The sequence below is a fragment of the Polyangium jinanense genome (assembly GCF_028435365.1).
Genome location: NZ_JAGTJJ010000034.1, coordinates 73,583 through 95,889, shown reverse-complemented (window position 1 = coordinate 95,889; position 22,307 = coordinate 73,583). Strand labels below are relative to the sequence as shown.

General features: G+C 64.9%; 22 protein-coding genes and 1 pseudogene. 11 read left to right on the top strand and 12 right to left on the bottom strand.

What is annotated here, in order from left to right:
* Window positions 1-270 precede the first annotated feature (270 nt).
* Window positions 271-1,326 carry a sensor histidine kinase gene (locus KEG57_RS36640; RefSeq protein ID WP_272424389.1) on the top strand — a complete coding sequence of 352 codons (1,056 nt, stop codon included), beginning with the start codon at window positions 271-273 and terminating at the stop codon, window positions 1,324-1,326.
* Window positions 1,323-2,021, top strand: a complete 699-nt coding sequence (locus KEG57_RS36635) for a LytR/AlgR family response regulator transcription factor (protein ID WP_272424388.1) — start codon at window positions 1,323-1,325, stop codon at window positions 2,019-2,021. The genes KEG57_RS36640 and KEG57_RS36635 overlap by 4 nt, the downstream gene beginning before the upstream one ends.
* Before the next feature lie 813 nt (window positions 2,022-2,834).
* Here the strand turns inward: KEG57_RS36635 and KEG57_RS36630 are convergent.
* Window positions 2,835-3,647 (bottom strand): NAD(P)H-dependent oxidoreductase, encoded by an 813-nt coding sequence (locus tag KEG57_RS36630; RefSeq protein ID WP_272424387.1) that lies wholly within the window; start codon window positions 3,645-3,647, stop codon window positions 2,835-2,837.
* Between the two features lie 229 nt (window positions 3,648-3,876).
* Between KEG57_RS36630 and KEG57_RS36625 the strand changes: the two genes are divergently transcribed.
* A complete protein-coding gene (locus KEG57_RS36625) occupies window positions 3,877-4,791 on the top strand; it encodes a LysR family transcriptional regulator (RefSeq protein WP_272424385.1) in 915 nt (304 codons plus the stop codon).
* Window positions 4,792-4,848: 57 nt separating this feature from the next.
* Here KEG57_RS36625 and KEG57_RS56230 read toward each other — a convergent pair.
* Together KEG57_RS56230 and KEG57_RS36620 are read right to left on the bottom strand one after the other, a co-directional pair.
* Window positions 4,849-5,040: pseudogene (locus KEG57_RS56230) on the bottom strand (transposase); the annotation flags it as partial.
* Window positions 5,041-5,254: 214 nt separating this feature from the next.
* Window positions 5,255-5,686, bottom strand: a complete 432-nt coding sequence (locus KEG57_RS36620) for a VOC family protein (RefSeq protein WP_272424384.1) — start codon at window positions 5,684-5,686, stop codon at window positions 5,255-5,257.
* A 384-nt stretch (window positions 5,687-6,070) separates the two neighbouring features.
* On the opposite strand from KEG57_RS36620, the gene KEG57_RS36615 reads away from it, so the two are divergent.
* Both KEG57_RS36615 and KEG57_RS36610 read left to right on the top strand, forming a co-directional pair.
* Window positions 6,071-7,015: a hypothetical protein gene (locus tag KEG57_RS36615; RefSeq protein ID WP_272424382.1), complete on the top strand. Its 945-nt coding sequence runs from the start codon at window positions 6,071-6,073 to the stop codon at window positions 7,013-7,015.
* Window positions 7,016-7,310: 295 nt separating this feature from the next.
* On the top strand, window positions 7,311-7,652 hold the full coding sequence (locus KEG57_RS36610; protein ID WP_272424381.1) for a helix-turn-helix domain-containing protein: 342 nt from the start codon (window positions 7,311-7,313) through the stop codon (window positions 7,650-7,652).
* An 85-nt stretch (window positions 7,653-7,737) separates the two neighbouring features.
* Here the strand turns inward: KEG57_RS36610 and KEG57_RS36605 are convergent, their stop codons facing one another.
* The 6 genes from KEG57_RS36605 to KEG57_RS56465 all read right to left on the bottom strand — a co-directional run bounded on the left by KEG57_RS36605 (window position 7,738) and on the right by KEG57_RS56465 (window position 13,263).
* Window positions 7,738-8,091 carry a hypothetical protein gene (locus KEG57_RS36605; protein WP_272424380.1) on the bottom strand — a complete coding sequence of 118 codons (354 nt, stop codon included), beginning with the start codon at window positions 8,089-8,091 and terminating at the stop codon, window positions 7,738-7,740.
* A 13-nt stretch (window positions 8,092-8,104) separates the two neighbouring features.
* A complete protein-coding gene (locus KEG57_RS36600; RefSeq protein WP_272424378.1) occupies window positions 8,105-8,731 on the bottom strand; it encodes a hypothetical protein in 627 nt (208 codons plus the stop codon).
* A 441-nt stretch (window positions 8,732-9,172) separates the two neighbouring features.
* On the bottom strand, window positions 9,173-9,652 hold the full coding sequence (locus KEG57_RS36595; protein ID WP_272459355.1) for a hypothetical protein: 480 nt from the start codon (window positions 9,650-9,652) through the stop codon (window positions 9,173-9,175).
* Between the two features lie 832 nt (window positions 9,653-10,484).
* Window positions 10,485-11,570, bottom strand: a complete 1,086-nt coding sequence (locus KEG57_RS36590; protein ID WP_272424375.1) for a PEGA domain-containing protein — start codon at window positions 11,568-11,570, stop codon at window positions 10,485-10,487.
* Window positions 11,571-11,632: 62 nt separating this feature from the next.
* A complete protein-coding gene (locus KEG57_RS36585; protein ID WP_272424373.1) occupies window positions 11,633-12,583 on the bottom strand; it encodes an RNA polymerase sigma factor in 951 nt (316 codons plus the stop codon).
* 425 nt (window positions 12,584-13,008) lie between these two features.
* On the bottom strand, window positions 13,009-13,263 hold the full coding sequence (locus KEG57_RS56465) for a tyrosine-type recombinase/integrase (RefSeq protein ID WP_272424371.1): 255 nt from the start codon (window positions 13,261-13,263) through the stop codon (window positions 13,009-13,011).
* A gap of 242 nt (window positions 13,264-13,505) precedes the next feature.
* On the opposite strand from KEG57_RS56465, the gene KEG57_RS36575 reads away from it, so the two are divergent.
* The 6 genes from KEG57_RS36575 to KEG57_RS36550 all read left to right on the top strand — a co-directional run bounded on the left by KEG57_RS36575 (window position 13,506) and on the right by KEG57_RS36550 (window position 19,170).
* Window positions 13,506-14,561 (top strand): hypothetical protein, encoded by a 1,056-nt coding sequence (locus tag KEG57_RS36575; RefSeq protein WP_272424369.1) that lies wholly within the window; start codon window positions 13,506-13,508, stop codon window positions 14,559-14,561.
* 161 nt (window positions 14,562-14,722) lie between these two features.
* Window positions 14,723-15,514: an HTH domain-containing protein gene (locus KEG57_RS36570; protein WP_272424368.1), complete on the top strand. Its 792-nt coding sequence runs from the start codon at window positions 14,723-14,725 to the stop codon at window positions 15,512-15,514.
* A gap of 130 nt (window positions 15,515-15,644) precedes the next feature.
* Window positions 15,645-16,958, top strand: a complete 1,314-nt coding sequence (locus tag KEG57_RS36565; protein WP_272424367.1) for a protein kinase domain-containing protein — start codon at window positions 15,645-15,647, stop codon at window positions 16,956-16,958.
* A 69-nt stretch (window positions 16,959-17,027) separates the two neighbouring features.
* Complete coding sequence (locus tag KEG57_RS36560; protein ID WP_272424366.1) at window positions 17,028-17,636, top strand: hypothetical protein; 609 nt, start codon at window positions 17,028-17,030, stop codon at window positions 17,634-17,636.
* 557 nt (window positions 17,637-18,193) lie between these two features.
* The gene (locus KEG57_RS36555; protein ID WP_272424365.1) at window positions 18,194-18,547 is read left to right on the top strand and encodes a hypothetical protein; all 354 of its coding nucleotides are present in this window, start codon (window positions 18,194-18,196) and stop codon (window positions 18,545-18,547) included.
* The gene (locus KEG57_RS36550) at window positions 18,544-19,170 is read left to right on the top strand and encodes a hypothetical protein (protein WP_272424363.1); all 627 of its coding nucleotides are present in this window, start codon (window positions 18,544-18,546) and stop codon (window positions 19,168-19,170) included. The genes KEG57_RS36555 and KEG57_RS36550 overlap by 4 nt, the downstream gene beginning before the upstream one ends.
* A gap of 10 nt (window positions 19,171-19,180) precedes the next feature.
* Here KEG57_RS36550 and KEG57_RS36545 read toward each other — a convergent pair whose 3' ends face one another.
* Genes KEG57_RS36545 through KEG57_RS56220 form a run of 3 tightly spaced genes read right to left on the bottom strand, consistent with a single transcriptional unit; the run spans window position 19,181 to window position 21,195 of the window.
* Window positions 19,181-20,038 (bottom strand): hypothetical protein, encoded by an 858-nt coding sequence (locus KEG57_RS36545; protein ID WP_272459354.1) that lies wholly within the window; start codon window positions 20,036-20,038, stop codon window positions 19,181-19,183.
* A 22-nt stretch (window positions 20,039-20,060) separates the two neighbouring features.
* A complete protein-coding gene (locus tag KEG57_RS36540; protein WP_372518207.1) occupies window positions 20,061-20,501 on the bottom strand; it encodes a hypothetical protein in 441 nt (146 codons plus the stop codon).
* A complete protein-coding gene (locus KEG57_RS56220) occupies window positions 20,455-21,195 on the bottom strand; it encodes a bacteriophage T4 gp5 trimerization domain-containing protein (RefSeq protein ID WP_372518209.1) in 741 nt (246 codons plus the stop codon). The genes KEG57_RS36540 and KEG57_RS56220 overlap by 47 nt, the downstream gene beginning before the upstream one ends.
* Window positions 21,196-22,307: the final 1,112 nt, after the last annotated feature.

The window sequence follows — 22,307 nt, the reverse complement described above, 5'->3', positions numbered from 1 at the left end:
TCCGAGGGGAAAGCCCCTGCTGGCGGTGTTCCAAGGGCGAGGCCACGGCGGCGGCGAGCGGAGGACCTCGCCCGACGCCCGTGCCCCGCAACGGGCCGCCGCTCCACGGATCACTCCGGAAACCATGCCCACCCCTTGAGAGTCACGGCGAGCGACAGGAGGATGGGCAAGAGGTGCGTAAGCGAGGCTATGGAGAAAGGCGGAGGCGACATTCCCTCAATTCTACTGCTACCATGCGCCTCGTTCGATCATCTTCACTTCGGGACCACCATGCAGGAGCAGACAACACAGCGTGATTATTGGCTTTGTCAGCTGGCCGGCTGGGGCGCGCTGGCCTGCGTCGGCGTGCTATCCTCGTCCAGCGGCGATACGCAGCAGATGCTGCGCTTCGCGCTCGCCAAGAGCTTCTGCATGGTGACGGGCCTCGGCCTGTCCCATGTCTGGCGGCTCCAGCTCAAGCGGCGCGCGTGGGTGGACCGCGCCACCGGCATTCCCTTCGGCCGCATCATCGCCGGCTTGCTGGTGCTGGCCGTCTTGCAGACGGGCTGCCTGCTCGCCGCCGACCTGGCCTTCCGCGATGGCGCTCTGCTGCGCGATCCGTCGACAGGTCCTGTCGATTACGCCATGCTGTTCGTCCTGTGGTTCGCCATTTTCGCCGTCTGGACCCTGTGCTATGCGGTCGCCCTCGCGCGCCGCCGCGCCCAGCGCGCCGAGCTGGAAAAGCTCAAGCTGGAGGTGAGCGTGAAGGATGCCGAGCTGCGCGCCCTGCAGTTCCAGGTCAATCCCCATTTTTTCTTCAATAGCCTGAACAGCATCCGCGCCCTGATCTACGAAGACGCGCCGGCCGCCGCCCATGCCGTCAGCCAGCTCGCGGGCATGATGCGCCAGCGCCTGCAAACGGATCAGACCGGCACCATCCCCCTCGGCGCGGAAATGGCGGCCGTTAGCGCCTATCTCGGCATCGAGAAGCTGCGCTTCGACGAACGCCTGCGGGCGCATATCGACATCGATCCGGCGCTGGCGGCGACGCCGGTGCCGCCGATGGTGGTGCAGACCCTCGTCGAGAACGCGATCAAGCACGGCGTCGAGCGCACGGTCGCGCCCTGCGAAGTCAGGATATCGGCGCGCCTCGGCGCCGATGGATTGGTGCACGTCGAGATATGCAACCAGGGCCGGCTCGCCGCGTCCAGCACGTCCACGCGGCTTGGCCTGTCGAACGCCATCCAGCGGCTGGCCCTGCAATGCGGCCCGCAGGCGAGCTGCGTCCTCGCGGAGGAAGGCGGCTGGGTGCGCGCCACCGTGACACTGCCACAGGGAGCCGCATGAGAGTCGCCATCATCGACGACGAGCGCCTCGCGCGGAGCGAGCTGCGGCGTCTGCTCGACGCCCACCCGGAAGTGGAAGTCGTGGCCGAAGCGGCCCATGTGGCCGATGGACTGCACGCTATCCGTCACATGGCGCCGGACCTCGTGTTCCTCGATATCCGCATGCCCGACGGGAGCGGCTTCGAGCTGCTGGCGGCCTTGGAGCGCGCGCCCGCCGTCATCTTCACGACGGCTTACGACCAGTTCGCGCTCAAGGCTTTTGACGCGAATGCGCTTGACTACCTGCTCAAGCCCATCGAACCGCCACGCCTGGCCCAGGCCCTGAAAAAATACAGCCGCGACGCCGCACCCACGCCGCAGAAGGCCACGGACGGCAAGGTCTTCATTCAGGACGGGGAACGCTGCTGGTTCGTGGACGTGGAGCAGATCGTCCTGTTCGAATCCGAGGGCAATTACACGCGCGTCTACTTCGACCACAACCGCCCGCTACTGCTGCGCTCCCTGAACCAGCTCGAAGAGCGGCTCGACCCGCAGCACTTCATGCGGGTGAGCCGCCGCCACATCGTCAATCTGCGCTACGTGCGGAGCGTGGAACCGTCGCCCGCGGGCGGCCTGGTGCTGCAGCTCGAAAGCGGCTTGAACGTGGACATGTCGCGCCGCCGCGCCGTCCAGTTCAAGCAGCTCAAGCGCCTCTAGAACATCGATCGGTTTGACAACCGCTCGATGTTCTAGCTTTCTTTCGTCCCGAGGGAGACGCCTCGCGTCCCCCTCTCGTCCGGGCAAAGCCCGGCCGATTCACCCCCCGAGAACAGTTACATGGTCCCTGACCCGGCGCAACCCGCCTAATCCGCGTCCGGCTGACGACAGATCCACCCCGTTGGCGCGTGCTGGTGCCACTTCCGGCCCCGTGGCCGCCCTTTGGGGCATCCCGGGAGCCGACCCACGGACGGCGCTGTTGGCGGTGCTCGTCCAGGGCGAGATCGCAGCAGCGGCGGCGGGGGACCTAGAAGCTGCAACCGTCGCTCACGATGCCGCGGCAAGGCTCTTTCGGCTGATCCCAGAGACCGATGCCACGGCCGCGGCACAGGCTGCCCACCACGCCGTCGACAAGTTGCTGCGCGCTGCCAAGCGCCACATGTAGCCCATGGTGAGGGGGCCCCCGCACGAGGGGGCCCCACGCGTGTCGGTTTTTCTGGACAGAACGTCACGTTCCGGGGCAAACTCCTACTCGGAGACCGCGCCCGGTTCGGATCCGCGATACTAGCCCGGCTCGCCCGGGAGATCGGGCCGAGAACCAACAGCCAAAGAAGGCACTCCTGAATCCCGGGTCCCCCGGGGGCTCTCGGACCGAGAAGCGGTCGAGCGGTTCAGCTTCGACGTTCGCTGGTGGCCACGCAGGACACCGTCACGATGATCCGCTCCGCGATTCACGCGCTGCCAGTCGACGAGCCCGAACGGTCCACGCAGGCACGTTCGAGTCCGGGGCCCTCGCTTGGCTCTTCATGGGTGTCACGTCTCCGAGCCACGCGGCTGGCCCTCAGTGTGGACACGCGTATCCACGTGCGCGGCGAACCCGCGGACGCCGGGCGCGACGCTCTCGTCGAGCACGTGGCGATCTGGGTAGTCGCCTGCGTTCTGATGGCGGAAGGGGATCGGTGCGTCGGTGAAGAGGCCCCGCAGGCGGCCTCGCCAGCGCATGAACGCGTCGTCGGCCGCCTCGCGCTCGAGCCGATCGACGGCGTAGATCGCGTGCGTCGGCAGGACGGTCATCCCCGCGAAGAAGAGCGTGCCGTGCGTGATGTGGAACAGCAGGTCTTCGAGCGGCCCGTTGATGCCTCGCGGCGAGTAGTCGATCGCCGGTCCGCCGACGGTCGTCGACAGGAGCGCGCGTTTGCCGGCGAAGCCGCCGTCCCCATAGCGGTATTGATTGCCGGCGTTCTTGTAGCCGTACGCGAGGCCGTAGGCGAAGACGCGATCGACCCAGCCCTTCAAGATCGCGGGCATGCTGAACCACCACAGCGGAAACTGGAAGATGACCGCGTCGGCCGCCGCGAGCTTCTCCTGCTCTGCCATGACGTCGGGCGTCTGCGTCCCGCTCGCGTACGCGTGTCCGGACTCCGTCACGAGCGAGAGCCGCGTCGGGTCTCTCCGGTCGAGGAAGTCGCCCCCGTCGAACGGCGCCTTCCAGCCCATCCCGTACAGATCCGACAGCAGCACGCGATGGCCGAGCTCGCGTAGCTCGGAGATCGCGATTTCTTTGAGCGCGCCGTTCAGCGACGCTGGATCCGGGTGCGCGACCACGATGAGGACCGTCTTGCTCATGGCATCTCCGTCGTCTGAAGCCCAAGCCTGGGCGGGGCGAGGCCGCGATCGCGAGGGACCGCGAACGAACTGTTGCCGCTACGGCATATCTGGGCCGCGGACGTTCGCTCGAGCTCCGCTCTGCGGCGATCTCGCTCGCTCAATGAGTACGTGAAAATGGCCGCATGAGTAGGCCGATACGGCTCATAAGATCGTTGACTCAACGTCAATACTGACCGAAGTTGAGGGCATGCAGTCGCTCTCGGACATCGCGCCGTTCGTGAAGGTGGTCGAAGCGTGCAGCTTCACGCTCGCCGCGAAGCAGCTCGGACTGACGCCGTCGGGCGTGAGCCGGGTGGTGTCGCGCCTCGAAGCGAGGCTCGGCGTGCGGCTGCTGCATCGAACCACGCGCAACGTGACGCTCACCGAGAGCGGCGCCGCGTTCTACCAGCGCTGCGTGAAGATCCTCGCCGACGTCGAGGACGCGGAGCGCGCGATGGCGACGGCGCGGAAGACGCCCCGAGGTCGGCTGCGGGCGGACGCGCCCACGGTGCTGGGTGAGATGATCCTCGGCCCGCGGTTACCGTCGTTCCTCGCGAAGTACCCCGAGGTCTCGCTTGAGCTGACCCTGCGCGACCATTTCATCGATCCGCTCGCCGAGGGCATCGACGTCGTCTTGCGCATGGCCGACGTGCCGGAGTCGGGACTCGTCGCGAGGCGTCTCGGCAACTGCCGTATCGTCGCCGCGGCGTCGCCCGAGTACCTCGAGCGTCACGGCAGGCCGGAGACGCCCGCCGATCTGCACCGCCACAGCTGCCTCAGCTACGTCGTGTCGGGGCGACCGATCGAGTGGCGCTTTCGCAGCTCGCGCGGCCCGCTGACGGTCGGCGTGACCGGGCGAATCCACGCGAGCAGCGGCCGCGTGCTCGTCGACGCGGCGCTCGCGGGCCTCGGTATCGTCTACTTGTTCGACCCGTACGTCCGGCGGGAGATCGCGAACGGCGCGCTCGAGCCGATCTTGATCGAGCAGTCGCTCGATCCGGTGCCGATCTACGCGCTCTACCCGCAAGGCGGCCTCGTCCCGCCGAAGGTGCGCGTCTTCATCGACTACCTCGTCGAGCTCTTCACCGGCAAGGAGCGCGCGCGGCGCGGAGCGCGCGCCTGATCCTCCACCGGATCCGTGGACAAACCCAAAGGCGCGGCCCGCATTCGGGGCGAGCACTCCATGAAATCGGATCATGTGAAATCGTGGCGGCGGTATCATCGCGCATACTCTCGCCAGAAGCTCGTGCGGTTCGAAAACGACGAATCGTGTCCCATCGCGCCACGCCTTCTTCAACTCATAGCGCAGCTTCCCGCCAGCGATCTCGGCGAGCCGTTCCTGTGCAATCGGCGGCCGGGCAGATACCGGCACAGCCTCTCCACACGGCGGTGGAGGGCGATCGACCGCGCGACGGTGAGCGTGCTTCCGTGGTGATGGGCTTCGACATTCACGCCGCCGAAGCTACACCACGGGATGGGACACGATCAAATGCCCGAGGCCTCGAATCCAAGTATGTGCTTGCCCCTCCCTTCCCGTGCGCGCACAAACCCCACCCACTGACGCGGGCGGGGTTCTCCCTTAACCGTTACCGATTACTACCGAGTGGTTCTGCCAGTCCGATGAGAAGTCCTTCGGGGCCGCGGATGTAGCAGAGCCGATACGAGTCCTCGTACTGAACCACTTCGCCGACGAGCTGCGCACCGTGCTTGCGGAGTCTGGTGAGTGTTTCGTCGATGTCGCTCACTGTGAACATAGCACGCAGGTAGCCGAGGGCGTTCACCGGGGCGTTCCGGTGATCGGCGACTACAGACGGGGTGAGAAAACGCGAGAGCTCGAGGCGGCTGTGGCCGTCGGGAGTGACCATCATGGCGATCTCGACGCGCTGATTACCCAGTCCAGTGACGCGTCCGGCCCATTCTCCTTCAACCATGGCTCGCCCCTCAAGCGTCAGGCCAAGCTCGGTGAAAAAAGAGATGGCATCATCGAGAGATTCCACCACGATGCCGACATTGTCCATTCGTAGCAATTTACTTTTAGTCATGATTTCGGTCGTGTCCCTGGTGATGGTGTAGCTGCTGGACGGTAGCGGAGCCGCTCGCGACGCGCGCCTTTCCACATGGCGCCGACGCCCTTCCCGCGCAGCGTTCACCATCCGCCCGCGGTGCGCTGAGGCGAGCTGTGCCGGCGTCGGGCCCCTGCGGCCTCCCGCGACCCGCCCGTCCGCCCTGACGGACGCCCCTGCGGCCTCCCGCGGCTCGCTCGTCCGATCCGACGGGTGCCTCGTGGCGCTCCGCGCGGTGTAGAAGGACACGGTTGACCGCCGCGCGAGATGCGTGCTACGCCCCCCGAGGAGGCGGAAATCCTGGTTTATTTGTCCTAGGTGCCCCACAAGGTCACGACGATGCAGCTCTCTCCGGTCCCCGAGCACGTCGCGCACGCCGGTCTGCGCGCGCTCTACACGGTCTGCACCGCGGACGGTGAGCTCAGCTCGCTCGAGCGCTCGTTCCCCCGCGGCGTGCAGGAGCACTTGCTCCACAGCCACGTCGACCTCGCCACGCTCCAGGCGATCGCCCCCGACGAGCTCGCCCGTGCCGTCGCGCCGGGCGAATTCCGCGGGCGCATCCTCACCGGCGTGGTGATCGCGGCGTGTGTCGACGGCAGCGTGACCGACGACGAGGTCGTGGTGCTCGATCACTTCGCCGCCGCGCTCGAGCTCGATCCCGCGCCGGTGCGCACCGCGCGTCGGCTCGCGAAGCACCAGCTCTTCCTCGCGCGCATCGACATCGCGCGACGCGCGCTCGCCGGGCACAAGGTCCGTCAGACGGTGCGCGAAGAAGGGGTGATGGCGATGGTCGCGCAGCTCATGCCGATGATGGGCATCGCCGATCCCGCGCTCGCCGCGCGGTATCGCGCGCTCGCGTCGAGCCCCGAGGGCACGCTGGGACGCGGGTACTTCGAGTTCATCGAGTCGAACGGCTTCTCGTTCCCCGGCGAGCCCGGCGCGGGCCCCGAGATCATCGTGGTCCACGACTGTCTCCACGTGCTCGGCGGCTTCGGCACGAGCCCGGAGCAGGAGATCGAGGTCGCGTCGTTCCAAGCGGGCTGTCACGGCGGCGAGCCGCTCTACGGTCTGCTCTTCGGGCTCGCGCAGTACCACCTCGGCGTGCAGGTCGCGCCGGTCGCGGCCGCGGAGTCGATGCACGCCGATCCCGCGCGGATGATGCGCGCGTTCGCGCGCGGCTGCCTCGTGAAGCGCGACATGTGGAGCGACTTCCGCCCGTGGGAGCACTTCGCCAAGCCGCTCGACGCGCTGCGCGCGGAGCTCAACGTCGTGCCGAGCGCATAGCGTCCGCTCGCGGAACGAAATGGCGCGCGCGGCTCGTTCGTGGGGCTGATCGCGGATCTCGCCCGTAAGCTGCCGAAGGGCGAGCGCCGGAAGCTTCGGAAGGAACTCCAAGCGCGCACGGCGCACGAGCCGCACGAGCCCCCGACATAGCTCCCGCGGAACCCCGGGCGGCAGGTTCCGGCTTGCCCCCTCGTGCCCGAGGGGGCCTCGCACAAGCGTTTGTCCCCGGGGTTTGTCTTGGTGAGGAGCTGTGGTAGGGATCTCGGATACTCTCATGCGCGAGTAGGGAGGAACCGTGCCGAGACGAACCGAAGCCAAGCCACTCTGCCTGAAAGTTGGCGCTCGTATCCGCGAACTACGAAAGGAGCGCGGCATGTCCTTGCAGGATCTTGCCGACGCTGGCGCGATGTCGAAAGGCCACCTGTCGAGCATCGAACAGGGCCTCGCGGCGATCACCATCGAGACCGTCGAACGCATCGCGGCCGCGCTCGGCGTGTCCCCGTTTTGCGTCATCACCTTCCCGGCAGACGACGAGCTGGATCGTATCGCGGATCTCGCCCGGAAGCTGCCGAAGGGCGAGCGCCGGAAGCTCCGGAAGGAACTCGAAGGGCGCACGACACACGAGCCCGCGACGTAGCCTTGCCTTGGCTACGTCACATCCGGGGGGCCGACGCCAGCGATGCAGACCACGGCAATGGCGCCAGCCTCCTCGGGGCTCACCATCACTTCATCCGCGCCGCAATGGTGACGTTGAACGCCGTTCGGTGGACCTCCCGGGCGACGCGTTCGGCTTCCTCGGGGGTCAGGGCGTAACCCCTGAACTCCTTGCGCCCTTCGGGATCGATCGTCCCCTCTTCGACATACACGTACCCATCACTCCCGAGCGCGAGGCGTTGGAGGCAGGCCCAGCGGAGCAAGCCCTGCGTGCCGTGCTGCCCACGTTCTTCGGCGGTCAGCGCGTAGCCGGTGAACACCCGACGGCCTGGGGGCGGCTCCTCCTCGAATCGAACGTAGATCGCGCCATCGCTCGCAAGTACAAGCTCGGTCTCCATCGTCGGCGGAACTTTGGTTGTCATGCTGTCGCACTCCTTAAAGGGGGATCCGGAGCTGCACGCGATGGGGCAGCGACGGCGTTTCCTCGGTTCTCGTGATGGTGACAACGCCGGACTTCTCCAGGCGCAGCAGCGCGGGCACGAGCGTTCCGGAAACGGACATCTCGCACAAGATATCGCGCAACCGCGCGAAAGAGACGAATCCCTCGGCATCCGGCCGCATCCGCGAAAGCGCGTAATGGACCAGCCCTTCGGCGTACGCCTCGTTCCCGTGCTTGCGAAGCGCCGTCGCGTAGTTGGCGACGTAGACGGCGGCGCGCTGGTAGGCCGGGTCCGCGCGCATGATTTCGAGCAGGAGCAGCTCCCCGCGCTCGTCGTGACCAACGGCCCCGGCGGAGACCCGCGTTGCCCTCGTGGACCGCGGCGGCGGGAGCGGCGGTAGGCGGTCCGAAAGACGCGCTCTGCGGATGCGCTCGCGCCAATCGTGCGGCAAGGCGCCCGCGAAGGCACGGGCGCGGCTCCACGCGGAGGGCGGATCCACGAACGTGTCCCGCACCGGCTCGGGATGCACCGTGCTCGCGCGCACCCCGCTCCGCGGTGGAAGCGCTGGACGGTCCATGACCGTTGTTTCTGCGTCGTCGTCGATGTCACGCGCGGTATCCATGGGCCTCCAAGCGATAGGAGACGACCCCCAGGAGGGGGCGATAGGAGGATGCTCGCCCAGAGAACCACTACCCATCGCCCCCTCCTGCGAGTCGTTTCCTTGTTCGGCTTTCGTCAGTCCTCGCCGCTCGAAGACGAGGCGCTGCCACGCGCCACCCCGGGTAACCGGAAATGAGCCAATGGAGCCATGCATACGCCTTGCGCTGAATGACAGCGCCTCGGCTTCGAGCGGCGAGCGACCAACGGAGGCGTCGAGCCCTTTCGCCCTCCCCAGTGGGGCCGCGATGCTCCGGACAGCCCACGGGGAAGGGGCGGCCTACACGCGGACCCACTGGGAAGGACGAACGGTTCGCCCCTCAGACACAAACAATGCTTGCGCTCGAAGCGGGGTAACGCGGGCGGTGCCGATTTTTCGGCGGAGGGCTCGGGCCCGGTTCGGCCTCTACTTGATCAGGTAGAACGGATGCAGGCAACAGAACGTGACCGCCCTCGTCACGTCACGCACCGCGCTGCCCGTAGGCATCCCGCCGCTCGCCTCGCAGCTCCCGGGCACGTAGGCGAGGTCTGTGATCGCCTTGCCGGCGATGGCGTGGCCTACGGGAAGTATGTTGACGCACTGGTCGTAGGGGGACTGGAGACCGCTCTGCTCGGATTGCGAGGAGCATGCGGCGTCGTCGTACAGCCGTATCGACGCCGTGCATTCACCTCCCGAGGGCTGGCCGCATTCGCACTTGGCGCACCCGCGACTGTCGACGAGCCCGTCCTCCGGAAACATCTCATAACGCGCGTAAAGGTAATTGTCTGGACAGGGAACGTCCACGCCTTCACGAACGATGCACTGGAGCCACCCCGGTCCGGGATCGCTCACACAATACTCGGTCCCCCCGTCCGAATAGCACGCATCGTCATTCGTGTTGGCCATGCATGCCAGCCCGGCGAGCTTCCACGCCGTTTTCTTCGTGAAACTGGACGTCTCGCTCGTGGGGGAGCAGGACTCGCTCGTCGGCCCTGGGAGCGGGGACACCCATACCGATTGGGCGCACGGCTCGCCCCCGCACTGCACACCGGCCGGAAGGGCGTTGTTGCTCGTACACGAGCCATCCCAACCGGCCGGTTCATCAAAAGGGAGGGAGACGACTCCACTTTCTCCGCACGCACCGGCGCGGATCTCCATCTTCTCGGGCAACCCAGTACACGCGCCCTTCGACGCCCCGCACTCGCACGGCTCGCACTCTGCGGCCGGCGCGTCGAGATCCGCGAAGAGGCGGAACTTCTCGCTCGAAGTGCCCGCGGGGCACTCGGTCGGAAGGGCGCCGGGCGCCGCTACGAACAACGAGATCGCCATCTCCGTCCAGTAGCCCGCGTTCCCGCTCGGCACGGGAACGCAGCGCCCCGTGCATGCGGATTGCCCCGCGTCGTCGGGACCCGCCTCTGCATCCGTCCCGGCGTCTCCCGCGTCCGTGCCGGCGTCAACGCACCATGGATCGGGAAAGTACGACTCGGGATCGCATTCACCCGGCGCGAAAGACGGGGCCGCCGTGCATGAGGCAGCAGCGATCCCGAAGCTGAAAACGAGCGAAAAAAGAAGGGCCGCGCGCATATTCAAAACTCCCATCCTCCGCCAATCTGCACGCCGAGCATCACTGGCGGTTGGTCGGAGAGAACCCTTGGACCGACAGCCACCTTCACGCCGCTCGACAGGCCGAGGACATCGGCCGCCGCGTGGAGCGCGAAGGACTCGGTAACTCGAACCTTCACACCGGCCCGTCCACCGAAGCCGGGTTTGACAAACGTATAACTTGCGGGCTTGTAGCCTGCGATGTGAACTCGACGTTGATCACCCCGAGATGCCCGAGCGCACAGCCGAAGAACCACTTGTAGTGGCCGCACACGCTCGCGATCCCACCCGCCGTCATCGCGTTGATGTGGCCGCCCTCGATGCCCGACGTGAGCCACGCGGCGCGGGCCTCGAGCCCGAGGGACACGTAGTAGTCGTTTGGCCTCAAACTTCCGGCGATCATCGCGCCCACCGCAGGCATCCATGACGCGACGCCGAACACGACGATCGGTCCACCGCTCACGGAGCCGCACAGACCCACCTTTTTCTGCTCGCCCACCACGCCCCCGACGATTGGCTCCCGCGGCGGCGGCTCATCCTCCGGCGGCTCGTCGAGCGACGACGACAAGTCGGGCCTCCGCGGGCTCTCGCGCCGCAGCTTCAACGGAGGCGGGAGGGGTTCGGGTAACGCGCGCAACGTCAGCGTGACGCGCATCTCCTGCCCCTTCCGCGCCGTGAACGTCTCCACGGCGTCCTCGTAGCCATCGAGACGCGCCCGCAGTTCGTGCTCGCCGGGCGCGACGAACATGGACAAGGCCGAGAACCCCTCGCGATTCCTCGGCTCCCCGTCGAGCGTCAACTTTGTCCCCGCGTGCGAGATCGTGACGTCAACCCAGGTCATCTCCGCGCGTGCCGCGTCGTACGCCTTCAAGAAGCCCTGACGTTCCTCTGCCGTCGCGTTCGTCGCACGTTGGATCGCGTCGAGCAGCAGATCCGCGGCATCTACGGGCTTCCCGAGCTGCACGAGGATGACGCCGAGGCGGCCGGCGATCAGCGGATCGTGGCGCACGTCGAGCGCGGCGGCGTACGCCCTCGCGGCCGCCGTCGCTCGTCCCGCGGCGCGCGCACGATCCCCGTCGATCACGTACGAGGTGAAGCGCGCCTTCTTCGCCGCGTCTTCAAGCGCATCCGGCGGTACGGGTGACGCGTCGCGAGGTTCGTCGGCGAGCGCGGGAGTCGTTAGGCCGAGAAGGACGACGAGCGCGACACCTAGGGATCGCATGCGCGGCGCACGATACCGCGGCGCCCGGTCGAAGGCGAGAGGGGTGTACGGAACGAACCTCACTACCGCGGGCGGAAATCCAAGCCCTTTCTACGGGGGAGGACGAAGGGCTCGGGGTTCGTCGCGGTGGATCCTCGCGGCGCCGTCGGCTGCACATGGCGGCTGTGTGGTGCTGGCGTGACGTGCGGCAGCGGAGGCTCGACGTGAGCGGCCGGGGCGCTGTCCCCAGGCGACGAGCTCGGGGCCGCGACCCGAACGATATCCGGGGCCGATGCAGCGATAACGCGCGCCGGGCCTGTGGCCACGGCGTGCAGTTCGGCTGGCCTGGGCGCCGGTTCGCGCGACATGAACGGGTAGAACACCACGGCCATGAGCGCAGCCCACGCGTGCCCGAATGGATACACGTAATCGAACAGCCTTTGGAGGAGCGCCCGGCGTTCGAGCGCTGCGAGCGGCACGGGCGGAACGATGACGAAGGGGTCGTTGCCCAGCCGCAAGCGCAGGTACTTCCGTGCGCGGGACAGCGCCATCTTCGCGGCGTCCTCGGAGATCCCGAGCACCCGCCCGGCCTCCTCGTGGGACCGCTCCTCGACGCCTACAAGGTAGAGCACCTCGACCTGCGAGCGCGGCATGTCTTGCAAGACTTCCGTCACCAGCTCGATGGCCTCTCGCAACTCCGCAGTCCGTTCCGGCGAAGGCTCCGGGGCCTCCGCCGTCTCGGCGTGTCCATCGTCCGGCTCGAACACCGCTTCGTAGCGCCGCGTGGCCCGGTGCGCTTCGCGGACGACGTTGCGTGTGATGACGGTGAGCCACGGCTTGGCGCCGTCAGGATGCGGCGTGTACCTCCAGAGGTTGCGCAGCGCGTTCACGAACACGCGCTGCACCCTGTCGTCCACGGGATCCCGTGTGTATGCCTGACCATCGCCTGCGAGGCGCGTGACCTCGGGACGGAGGTCAAGGATCTCGGCGACCAGCTCGGGCGGGTAGTCGGTCGGCTTCGAAGATCTTCCCATGACCAGAACAAGGCCGGACGCGCGGGAGGGTAACAGAAGATCGTCTCCGCATCCCGGGGGGCTCCTGGCAACTTTGCGATCTAAGGCACATTCAAAGCGGTTCGCGCATCCTGCCCCGCGCCGGACAATGCCCCGCCGATCGTCTCCAGGAGGCTCCCGCCGATGATTATATTGCGACTGCCGCTCACGTTCTGCGAATCGCTGCCCGCCACAACCATCGAAGAGCAGCGAGGGACGCGCCGGCAGAGGTAGGACAACCCAAGCGGGTGCTGCGGCGCGGGGCGCGCAGCATGTGTGCTCCCCGAGGGGTCTGGATCTGTCTTGTCAACCAGGACGGACCATGCGATACACGCTCTTATATGGGTGTCGGGGGTGTCGCGAACTTCCGGTTGAGCCTTCACAGGGGACGGCGTAAGACCCCGACCTCATCGATAGATCATCGTGGTTCGCACGTCGCTGTGCCCAAGCAAAGTCTGAATGGTACGAATGTCGGTGCCGGCTTCCAGCAGGTGCGTGGCGAAGCTGTGGCGCAGCGTGTGGCAAGTAACGCGCTTGTCGATCTTCGCGAGGCATGCCGCCCGCTGGAGCGCGTACGCACTGGCACGAATTTTGCTGCAACGGTTGCGATAAGCTGGCGGCTGCCGAATCCCCGAAAGAGGCGGGTTATGCCGCCGCTGCATATCCTGCCGGGCTGCGTGGTTACGCCGCAGCGGGCTAACCAGCGCGAGGGGTGGTTATGCGGCGGCGGGCTAATTACACAGTTGGGCGGACGGCGTCTGGCCGAAGATGCCCACCCAGAGAACCAACAGCGGCGCGCTGGGGAGCGTGCGCGGTCGAACCCCCGACGCCGCAAGAGGGGCTTGACACGACGGACTAGCATTTCCTTTCGCCCACATCGAACGAAGCCCATCGGACTCCGCACATGCCGACACCAAAAGAACTAAAGACGAGGCTCGACGCCCTGATCGCCAACGGGCTCCACTTCATCGAGAAGTCGGCAACCGAGCTTGAGAAGGAGCCCGAGTTCTCGGTCTCTCACTTTGCAACCGGCATCGAGTTGCTGCTGAAGGCGCGCCTCTTCGCCGAGCACTGGACGCTGGTGGCCAGCCGACCTCACGCCACGCCTTGGAGCCAAATCAAGGATGGCACACTGTATAGCATTCAAGCCACTGAACTCACAGATGCAATTACAAGTGTGACCGGAACGCCTCTGAAACGGGAAGCGGTACTCCTGAAGACGGTGTTCGCACACCGCAATCAAGCTGTTCACTTCATTCCGTCCCAGAATATCACCCAGATCGTTGGGGAGCAGTTTCGCGTCTGGTACCATATTCACGAGCACCTCGTCGTAACCTGGAAGGATGTGTACGCGGCGTTTGCGGCCCGCATCGCGACCGTGGACGCGACCCTTCGCCAACACAAGAAGTGCCTCGAAGTCCGCTTCGAGGAGTTGACCAAAGAGGGCATCTTCAAGAAACCCGCCAACGAGGACAACCTCACGCGGTGCCCCGTATGCGAGATGAAGTCGGGGATCCTCGAAGAAGGTGAGTCATATGTTACGACTCTCGACTGCCCAGTCTGCGATGCCAACATGGAGGTGGCGAACTTCGGCTGCGGAAACTGGCATCCTTTCGCGGACGGCTTCGTCGGTGTTGTTGCGTGTGAGTGCGGCGAGACACACACACCTTCTGACCTTGCACGGCTTATGGACGACCAAGCGCCGATGTCGCCCAAGACGCGATCTATTGTCGGTGATACGCGTTACTCTTGTGGCGAGTGCCTGGAGATGCGCGTTGTGGTTGCGAGAGGGCAAGGATACCGGTGCTTTGCCTGTGGCATGGAGTTTGATGACTCGGCGCTCCAACACTGCGGGTGGTGCGATGAAGGGTGGGTCGGTTACGACTGTTCGGAGACCGAGTCGAGCGGGTGCGAGCACTGTGACGGCGGGCTCAGCCACGCTATGAGCAAGGATGATTGACGTCGGACCGCAGTCTCCGCAACCGGGCCGCCCAACCCACGGCTGCACGCCGACGAGCGACTCCGTGGCGCCTCCGGCGCCCCTCCGTCGCTCGCGGGTGAGCCGAGCGTTGGGCGGGCATTCAGATCGGTGCCGCGAGGGCACCTCGGAGAACGTACGGTATGGAAAATTACGGCTGGCGTGACGCCGCAATCAAGGTGCTCGAGGGCAGTGCGGAGCCCATGCATTATGCCGACATTGCAGAAGCGATCGCGGAGCAGCGCCTTCGATCTGAGTTCGGCGCGACTCCGGCGATCGCGGTTAACGTTGCAATCGGGCAGTCGCTGAAGAATGATGGCGAGAACGCCCCATTTATTCGTGTCGCCCGTGGAGTGTACGCCCTTCGGCATGCTTCACCCCCTCCTGCGTCTGGCCCCTCTCAGCACGGTCCAAATGAGGCAGCAGAAAGCGAGACAGATGACGATACGGGTTTGATAAATGCGTTCGGCATGTACTGGGCGCGTGCGAACGTCCTCTGGGGAGCAAGCCCGAAGATCCTCGGCCAACAGCAACCTGAAAGTGCGCCTGTCAATTTCTGTTCGCAGCGAGGCGTGTACCTGCTCCACGACGGGAGGTCGGTCGTGTACGTTGGCCGAACGACCGATCAACCCCTTGGCGTTCGACTCCGGCAACACACGGCAGACCGATTGAATGGTCGCTGGGACCGTTTCTCGTGGTTCGGTATCTCGTCCGTCGACGAAGACGGTCAGCTTATTCCGCCGGCGTCTTCAACGTTCAACCTCGACATGTTGATTGTGACAATGGAAGCATTGCTCATCGAGGGACTCGAGCCCCCGCAGAATCGGAAGCGAGGCGACGACTTCCGGGCGATTGAGTACCTTCAAGTGGAGGACCCCGACATCCGGAAGAAGAACATTATCGCCCTAATCGACGAGCTCAAAACGAAGCTGTGACGGTGCTGCCCAACAAGCGCTTGCTGCCGGCCGCTCTTAGCGCAGCGGCAGAAACTGGCGTCCGGCAGTGGGGACAGCCCTTCGTTACCTTCCAGCCTGTTTCCTGCAATCAGCGACGTACGAGATCGTAATGAAGCTCATTTTTCATGACCGGATCGGCCGGGGTGCCGCTGGAGAGGTGTGGAGCGCCGAGGATCAGCTTGACCGCCGCGTGGCGGTGAAGTTCTTCAACAGCACAACGCCAAGCCGCATGGAACAAGACGCCATTGTGCATGCGAAGGCGCTCGCGCGCGTTCGCCACCCTGCCGTCGTCGTCGTGCACAGCGTAGAGGATCAACCTCACCCGGAATCTAAAGAGCTTCGACGCGCGATCATCATGGAGTACGTGGATGGTCCGCCGCTATCGCAACTCTCGGCAACTTTATCGCTTCAAATTGTATTGTTGCTTATGAGGCAGGTTGCCGAAGCGCTTGAAGCGATCCATCGAACAGGCATTGTTCACGGTGACCTACATGATGGGAATGTTCTAATCGCTGGAGAGCGGGCTACGGTCGTCGATATACTCTACACTCACAGCCTCGCGGAAGTGGGCTCGAAAACGGCCGCTCGAACGCGCGATGAGGATCTACGCGACCTCGCCAAGGTCTTGAGACTATTCGCCACCCGTGTCGATGGCGTTGAACAGCGCCTGCTCGAGGAAGCGTATTTTCGAGCCTGCTCCGGACGGACGGCTCTCGATGTGTTCACGGCATTCCAGAGTGTATTGCAAGCGACCGCCATCACACCTGTTCCTGAGCAGCACCGCGCCGAACCTGAACCAAGCAGCGCAGCAAAGCAGAGAAGCGACTCACCGCGTCTGAGCCCGCTGTCAAATGCTACCCTAGAAGCACCCATCGACAAGCCTGGTAGCGCTGCAACCACGGGCGTTCCAGGGCAGAAGATCCTCACCCAGCGCCAGCTTGATGCCGCGGAGCGTCTCTGGAATGGTGTCATCGCTCTTCGCGATGCCGTACCAAGCGTGCTGACCTTGGCGGACGTTCTTCTTGAGCATGAGTACCAAGGCGGCCTGAGCAATGACAACGCTAAAGCGCTCATCCGCAATGTCTCTGAGGACAACGTTCAGAAGATGTTCTTGGAAAGTACAGATATCGAGCGGATGCGCCCATTCTTGAGCGAGCCACTGTGGCAGGCGTTCTTCGCTTATCGTGCCTTCGTAGGACGACTCTCGCTGCTACTGATCGGCAGGGTTGGTCGAGGTGGTCCGTGGTATCAAGATGAGCCTACCCTTGCACTGCTTCGGAAAGCAATAACGCCCGAAAAGGTGTCCGATTTGCTTAAACTCCCGCTTGGAAGACTAACCGCCGCGAGAGAGAGCTTCGAGAGCGCCGTCCTCCAACAACTTCAACCAATTCTGGCTCCTTCCGGTCAGCATGAGCGCCCGTAGCCTCCGCCACGCGAGATTGCGACTGAAGACTTCTGGGACTGAGTAAATGACAGGTGGAGGGTACTCGTCATGAGCAACCGGCTGAACCTCTTTGAAAGCATGTACGACGACCAAGGTCAGCCGGCGCCGTTTACACGTGCGGAACTCGAACCCCTTGAGGATCTCTGGGAGCAGCGGGCGGCACTGTTCTTCACGCCGACTTCCGAGATTCCGGAACGATTTGTGGGCAGCGGCGAACTTCAAGTAAGTCTGCCCATCGTTACGCCGTCCTACGGTGAATTCGAGCAGATTCCCGGCTATAGGAATACGAGGATGTGGGTCGACTTGTTGCAGCGAGCTACCGGCAAGATTCGATGGCGACCGATGGATCCGGTTACCATTGTCGTCGTGCGAAAAGATGTATGCTCTCCCGGAAGATATGCGACCACCGGCGCAAAGGCCCTCACCGATGCGTATAAGGTATCGTCGACGGGACGTCGGGATGGACATCGCGTGCACTATTTCGGCGCCATTGTTGACGACACTCCATGCAACATTGGATCAGTTTCTTTCACGTGTGTACAGGTGCAGTCGCGAGCGGAAGTGGGAGTCGACATCAAGATCAAGACCTGGGAGCCGCAAGACGGCACGGAGTGTAGAGAAGTCCTACCCAATGGGAGCGTCAGCACGAGCAGATGATGCCAGTTGGGCGGACAAGGATATATCACGGTGGTAGCGTTTACTTCGTGGACTGCGCAAGCCTCCGCTACGCGGCGCGGCTGAAGCACGGCCGAACGGGCGACAGGGGGACGGACCCACCGGACGGAACAATGTGTCGCTTCATGCTTCACGATGCTTAGTGGGCCGCGCTGCGCGCGACCTGGGTCACGGTTGCACCCGACGGTAGAGGTCGTCGTATGACGGAAGGTGCCAAGAAGCCGCGTCATCCCGTTCCTCTCATTGCAGCGGCGGCTCTGTTGGTTCCTGTCTTCGGTGCTGGCATCTTCGCTGGCAGGTCGATACCGGAACGAAGCCCATCGGCCGCCGCAGAGAAGCCAGCAGGACCGACAGCGGATCGCGCAACACAGGCAGAGCTTTCGGCGTGTCAGAAGAAACTGGCGGCATGGTCGCAAGGAGGAGCGACCCCCTCGGACGCCGCGGCTCCACCCGGGGACGCGAACCGAGATGCGGGCGAAAGGCCAGCCACCATCGAGGCGCTGGAAGGGGAGCTGAAGCAATGCAAGAGGCGCGGACTCTTGACCAGCGCGGAGGTCTGCGTCGCCGCGGCCCGTCAGTTCCACGCGCTCCTGGCCTTGCCCAAGGATGGCTTGATGTGCGGGCCCAAGTCGCGGGCTGCGGATCTCGTCGAGGAAAACTTCGATCGCTGCGCCGTGTTCGCAGACGTTCCACCCGACTATCGCGCGGACGAGCTCACGAAGGAGCAATCGAGCCTCGTCGCGGAGGCGATCCGGATCCATCGGACGCTCACGGAGGACGAGCTGCTCCGCCGCCTGAAAGAGTTCGTCTTCACGTGCACCGAGACGCCCCCCAAGTACCCGCCGGGGGTGGATGGGTCGAAGCAGCGCAAGCGCGAGGAGGTGCCCCTATGAGCGAGCAGCCCGAGCGTGCTGGCCTCGTCGTTCGGCTCCTCGTCGCGCTGACCGTGGTCGGCCTCGTGTTCGGCGGCGGCGTGCTGGTCGGCTGGGCGACCCGGGAGCGAAGGCCGCCGGCACGGTCGAAGAGCGCGGAGCCTGTCTCCGCGGAGGAGGTGAAGAAAGGGATCGCGGCGTGTCGAAAGGAATTGCGACAGCTCGCGAAGGAGCAGATCGCCCCGCCCGTCATCGTGGCGCAAGACGCCGCGCCGGAGGAGGCCGCCAAGGTCGAGGCTCTACGGCGAGAGGTCCAGGAATGTAGGGTGCGAGAGACGGTGCAGAATGGGTACGTTTGCGGTACCATCGATGGCCATATCAACTTGCATAACGTCGTGATGACCAGCTCGTCGTGCGTGGAGGAGGCAGGGCTTCCAGAGTACCTGCTCAACAGCGTCGAGAAGTGCGCCGAGTTCCATGAATTCCCCGCGCATCTGGACGAGGACGAGCTGACGCAAAGTGAAAAGAACCGCATTTGGTGGTCAAAGTTCACCTACAACGGTCGGACAAAGCAAAATGTGACTGGATGGGTGGAAGCAACTCGCCGCGCTTGCCGTAAAGAATGGGCGCTGCCCCCTGAATGAGCGGTTGCAGTCACAAGGTCATCTCCCAGGCGGTCTGGGTCGACGGAGCGGATTCGGGGGGGGAACGCACCAGGTCGACGGAGGGCGAGGGCGTCTGCGCTCCATGCGCGCGGTCGCGCGTGTTCTCGTCGACCTTGTCGACCACGAGCGTCAAGGCGCCCCAGAGTCGCCACTGAAGAGGTACCGGTCCAGAAGAGAACGTGACGGGGGAGCGGAGCTCGAAGCCGATCGCCATTTTGTACCTCCCCAGCGCCAGATTGCTGCCCCGGAAGGCGAGCGAGGGGACGACATCGACGAAGGCATTGCTGCCGCCGACCATGAGGCCCAGATTGGCTTGCGCGTGCTTCTGGTAAAGAGCGTATACCCGTACACCGCCGAGATACGCGATCGACAGGGGGACGTCTCGGTATTGCGGCATGATGGCCGCGGACGCCGCCCCCGTGAGCTGGATCAACGGCAGCGGCGTCTCCCAGAGATTGAGGTGGCCGGCCGTGGCGGGCGCGCCGGTGACGACGCCGCTCACGGGCTCGCCCGCCCTCTGCGAGCCCTGCCCGCGGGCGGCCATTTGCAGGAGCCACCCGCCGCGCCGGTTGTCGAAGAGAGGGACACCCACGCTGATGCTGGCCTCTCCAACCCCAGGCGGGAGCACGGGTGTCCCACTGGCACAGGGAGAGTACCGCGTCTGCCTGTACGAAAAACGGGTCGTGGCGAGGACCGGAATCCCCGCCACGCGCTCTCGCACCTGGACCTGCCCGCCGCCCCAGTACCCGTGAAAGGACTCGGGGGGCGCGCAGGGGCCCTCCTGGGCGAACACCTCCGCGGGGCAGATGACGGTGGAAACCATGCCGGAGATCGCGAGGAGGCGCACGAGCAGGATCAGCCCACGCCCCTCACTCCTGGAGGATGATCTCCACATCGACCATGGGGTGCGCCGCATACTGTCCCTGCTTTGGGCAGACCAAGAAGCTCAGCCCCGCATACACGATCTGGCCATCGGCGCTGAATTCCTTGACCACGTCTGGTGGATTGACGACATGGCAATACCCCGATTCCAAGTACTTGAAGTCGTCCGCGCAGTAATTCTGCTTCTCCACCATGAGATCAACGTATTCCGAGTAGACAGAATTTCTCTGTTTGAGTTCGTCGCACTTGGGTCCCAACACGACCCCTCCGTGGAGGATCGGTTTCTCGGAGTAGTTCCACCCGTCGCAGCATTCGAACAAGCACTCCACGGGGACGCAGTTGTCATCGAACCAGGGCCCGACGCTGGGCTGTGCTGCCTCATCAGGCACGTCGCCGAACGTACATCCCCCCAGCACGAGCGCCGCCACGGCAGCGGTCGTGACCAGGACTGCTCGTCGAAGCGCTGCCCGAACGATCCGGGCAACCATGCAGTTCAGGCCAGTCATGCAGGAAACCTATCAGGGGCGGTTTCTCACTTGCAAGGCAGCCATGGCGTCCTCGAGCGGTCGGCTCAGGATTGCGTGAGCCGACTCGTCGAAGGACAGGGCCGGCCGAGATAAGGCTTGACATTCCCTCCGCAATCGACGGTCGCGTGCCCCCGCGGCGGTGTGCGCGTGCCCGCGTTCTTCCTGACGATCCGTTCTGCAACAACCCTCGACGCGAGCGCAAGATCGATCTCCGCAATCGGACGTATAATGTCCGAACGCAATGGGGGCGGAATACTCTGCCGGACCGGATGCGTCCCGCGGCCAAATTGACTGCAAGGGAGCTTCGAAGAATAGACTCCGCCCTATCGCGTTCGGCATGTACACGAATGAACTCGCCGCCCTTCTTATCCTCGAAGAGGATCTCGTTATATCCGTTCCCGCCTGGCGACGATGCCGTCCGCCAAGCCTCCTTTGGCGCCCTCGATCGACTACAGATGTGACCTGCTGCACACGCACTTGCCGCGTGCGCTCCTCCCGCACGAACGAGTCCGGAGCCGGGCGGCTCGAGCCACTCAGCACCAGTGAAAAACCCGGCGCCTTCCGGCGCGCGAGAACGTTGCGCATCAATCGGCATAAAGCCAAAATCGCTCGATTTCGCCGCCTCTGAAGACAATGTTACAAGAGTGAGATGCGAAGAGCGCCCCGAAAGATGGTGCGAGGCGAAGCTCCTCGCAAACGTCGATGGCGCCATGTCGGCCACTCTCCACGGTGCCATTGATAGGTCGTTGGTGACAGATGATGTGAATCGTGCTTTCTCGGCCCGGCGAACCAGAAGACCCGGGCTCTGGCGACGTGGGATGCACTTGCCATGCGAAGCCAAGTAGCTCGGCCTGCTGCTGGACCGCGCTGATTGGCATCCGAGGGTGCAAGTGTGCGGAAAGGCGTTCTGCCGCCGAGAGCCCAGGGGGATTTACGGTGAACGCATAGGCGAGACAGCCTACAATGGTGGCGACCAGAGTCCCCAGCACGAGCAGGCGTCGGGACGTGCGGCTTACAGATGGCCGCGTCGACATGAGGAAGCGCATAGCACAGCTCGGGCCAAGCGGCTACTGCAAGGGCGCTCCCGAGTCGGGGTGCAGGAGCCCTTCGGCGACGCATCGCCCCTGGTTCCGACGCGCGAGCCGCGCTGATCGAGCATTGGACCCGTGAGTTCAGGTCCTACCGGGAGCGCATCGTGCAGGTCTCGCCACGGGGGCGAGATACTACCAACCCCCGGCAAACCGTCCAGCCGGCAAAACCCCGAGAGACTTGCCAGCGTGCGGGCTGGAGAGCCGACGCCCCCCGGGGGTGCAGCGCATCGGAAAACGCCGGCTACCGGGAGCGGCCGAAAGATCGACCGGTATCGAGCAGCAACTTTCCGGGAGCCGGGGACGGCCTCCAAAACGACGCTCCCCCCCGAAGCGCCGCCGTCCGTCATCACGATACGCGCAGGCGCGAGATAATGCCAAGCGTAATTACGGCGGCCACTTACGATTGGCGCCTCCCATTCCTTCCGTCCGGCTTATCACCCGCGAGGCGGCGCCTTTGCGTCCACAACTCGCGGCGGCGACCGGCCTCGGGGCAAAGGCTCGTGGACTGTCGAGCGCAATGTGTACGACACGCCGATTGCGGCAACGCGCGTCGAGGTCGTCATCACCCCCGGAACAGGCAGCGCGCCGGAGACAGGGCCCGAGGTCGCCACGGTGA

Excerpts from the sequence above, each read along its gene's own strand:
- KEG57_RS36605 (WP_272424380.1), bottom strand. The coding sequence starts at position 8,091 with ATGACAACCAAAGTTCCGCCGACGATGGAGACCGAGCTTGTACTTGCG.
- KEG57_RS56220 (WP_372518209.1), bottom strand. The coding sequence starts at position 21,195 with ATGCCGATTGATGCGCAACGTTCTCGCGCGCCGGAAGGCGCCGGGTTT.
- KEG57_RS36570 (WP_272424368.1), top strand. The coding sequence starts at position 14,723 with ATGGAAAATTACGGCTGGCGTGACGCCGCAATCAAGGTGCTCGAGGGC.
- KEG57_RS36620 (WP_272424384.1), bottom strand. The coding sequence starts at position 5,686 with ATGGACAATGTCGGCATCGTGGTGGAATCTCTCGATGATGCCATCTCT.
- KEG57_RS36600 (WP_272424378.1), bottom strand. The coding sequence starts at position 8,731 with ATGGATACCGCGCGTGACATCGACGACGACGCAGAAACAACGGTCATG.
- KEG57_RS36635 (WP_272424388.1), top strand. The coding sequence starts at position 1,323 with ATGAGAGTCGCCATCATCGACGACGAGCGCCTCGCGCGGAGCGAGCTG.
- KEG57_RS36615 (WP_272424382.1), top strand. The coding sequence starts at position 6,071 with ATGCAGCTCTCTCCGGTCCCCGAGCACGTCGCGCACGCCGGTCTGCGC.
- KEG57_RS36630 (WP_272424387.1), bottom strand. The coding sequence starts at position 3,647 with ATGAGCAAGACGGTCCTCATCGTGGTCGCGCACCCGGATCCAGCGTCG.
- KEG57_RS36550 (WP_272424363.1), top strand. The coding sequence starts at position 18,544 with ATGAGCGAGCAGCCCGAGCGTGCTGGCCTCGTCGTTCGGCTCCTCGTC.
- KEG57_RS36590 (WP_272424375.1), bottom strand. The coding sequence starts at position 11,570 with ATGCGATCCCTAGGTGTCGCGCTCGTCGTCCTTCTCGGCCTAACGACT.
- KEG57_RS36560 (WP_272424366.1), top strand. The coding sequence starts at position 17,028 with ATGAGCAACCGGCTGAACCTCTTTGAAAGCATGTACGACGACCAAGGT.
- KEG57_RS36575 (WP_272424369.1), top strand. The coding sequence starts at position 13,506 with ATGCCGACACCAAAAGAACTAAAGACGAGGCTCGACGCCCTGATCGCC.
- KEG57_RS36565 (WP_272424367.1), top strand. The coding sequence starts at position 15,645 with ATGAAGCTCATTTTTCATGACCGGATCGGCCGGGGTGCCGCTGGAGAG.
- KEG57_RS36585 (WP_272424373.1), bottom strand. The coding sequence starts at position 12,583 with ATGGGAAGATCTTCGAAGCCGACCGACTACCCGCCCGAGCTGGTCGCC.
- KEG57_RS36640 (WP_272424389.1), top strand. The coding sequence starts at position 271 with ATGCAGGAGCAGACAACACAGCGTGATTATTGGCTTTGTCAGCTGGCC.
- KEG57_RS56465 (WP_272424371.1), bottom strand. The coding sequence starts at position 13,263 with ATGCAGCGGCGGCATAACCCGCCTCTTTCGGGGATTCGGCAGCCGCCA.
- KEG57_RS36595 (WP_272459355.1), bottom strand. The coding sequence starts at position 9,652 with ATGGCCAACACGAATGACGATGCGTGCTATTCGGACGGGGGGACCGAG.
- KEG57_RS36625 (WP_272424385.1), top strand. The coding sequence starts at position 3,877 with ATGCAGTCGCTCTCGGACATCGCGCCGTTCGTGAAGGTGGTCGAAGCG.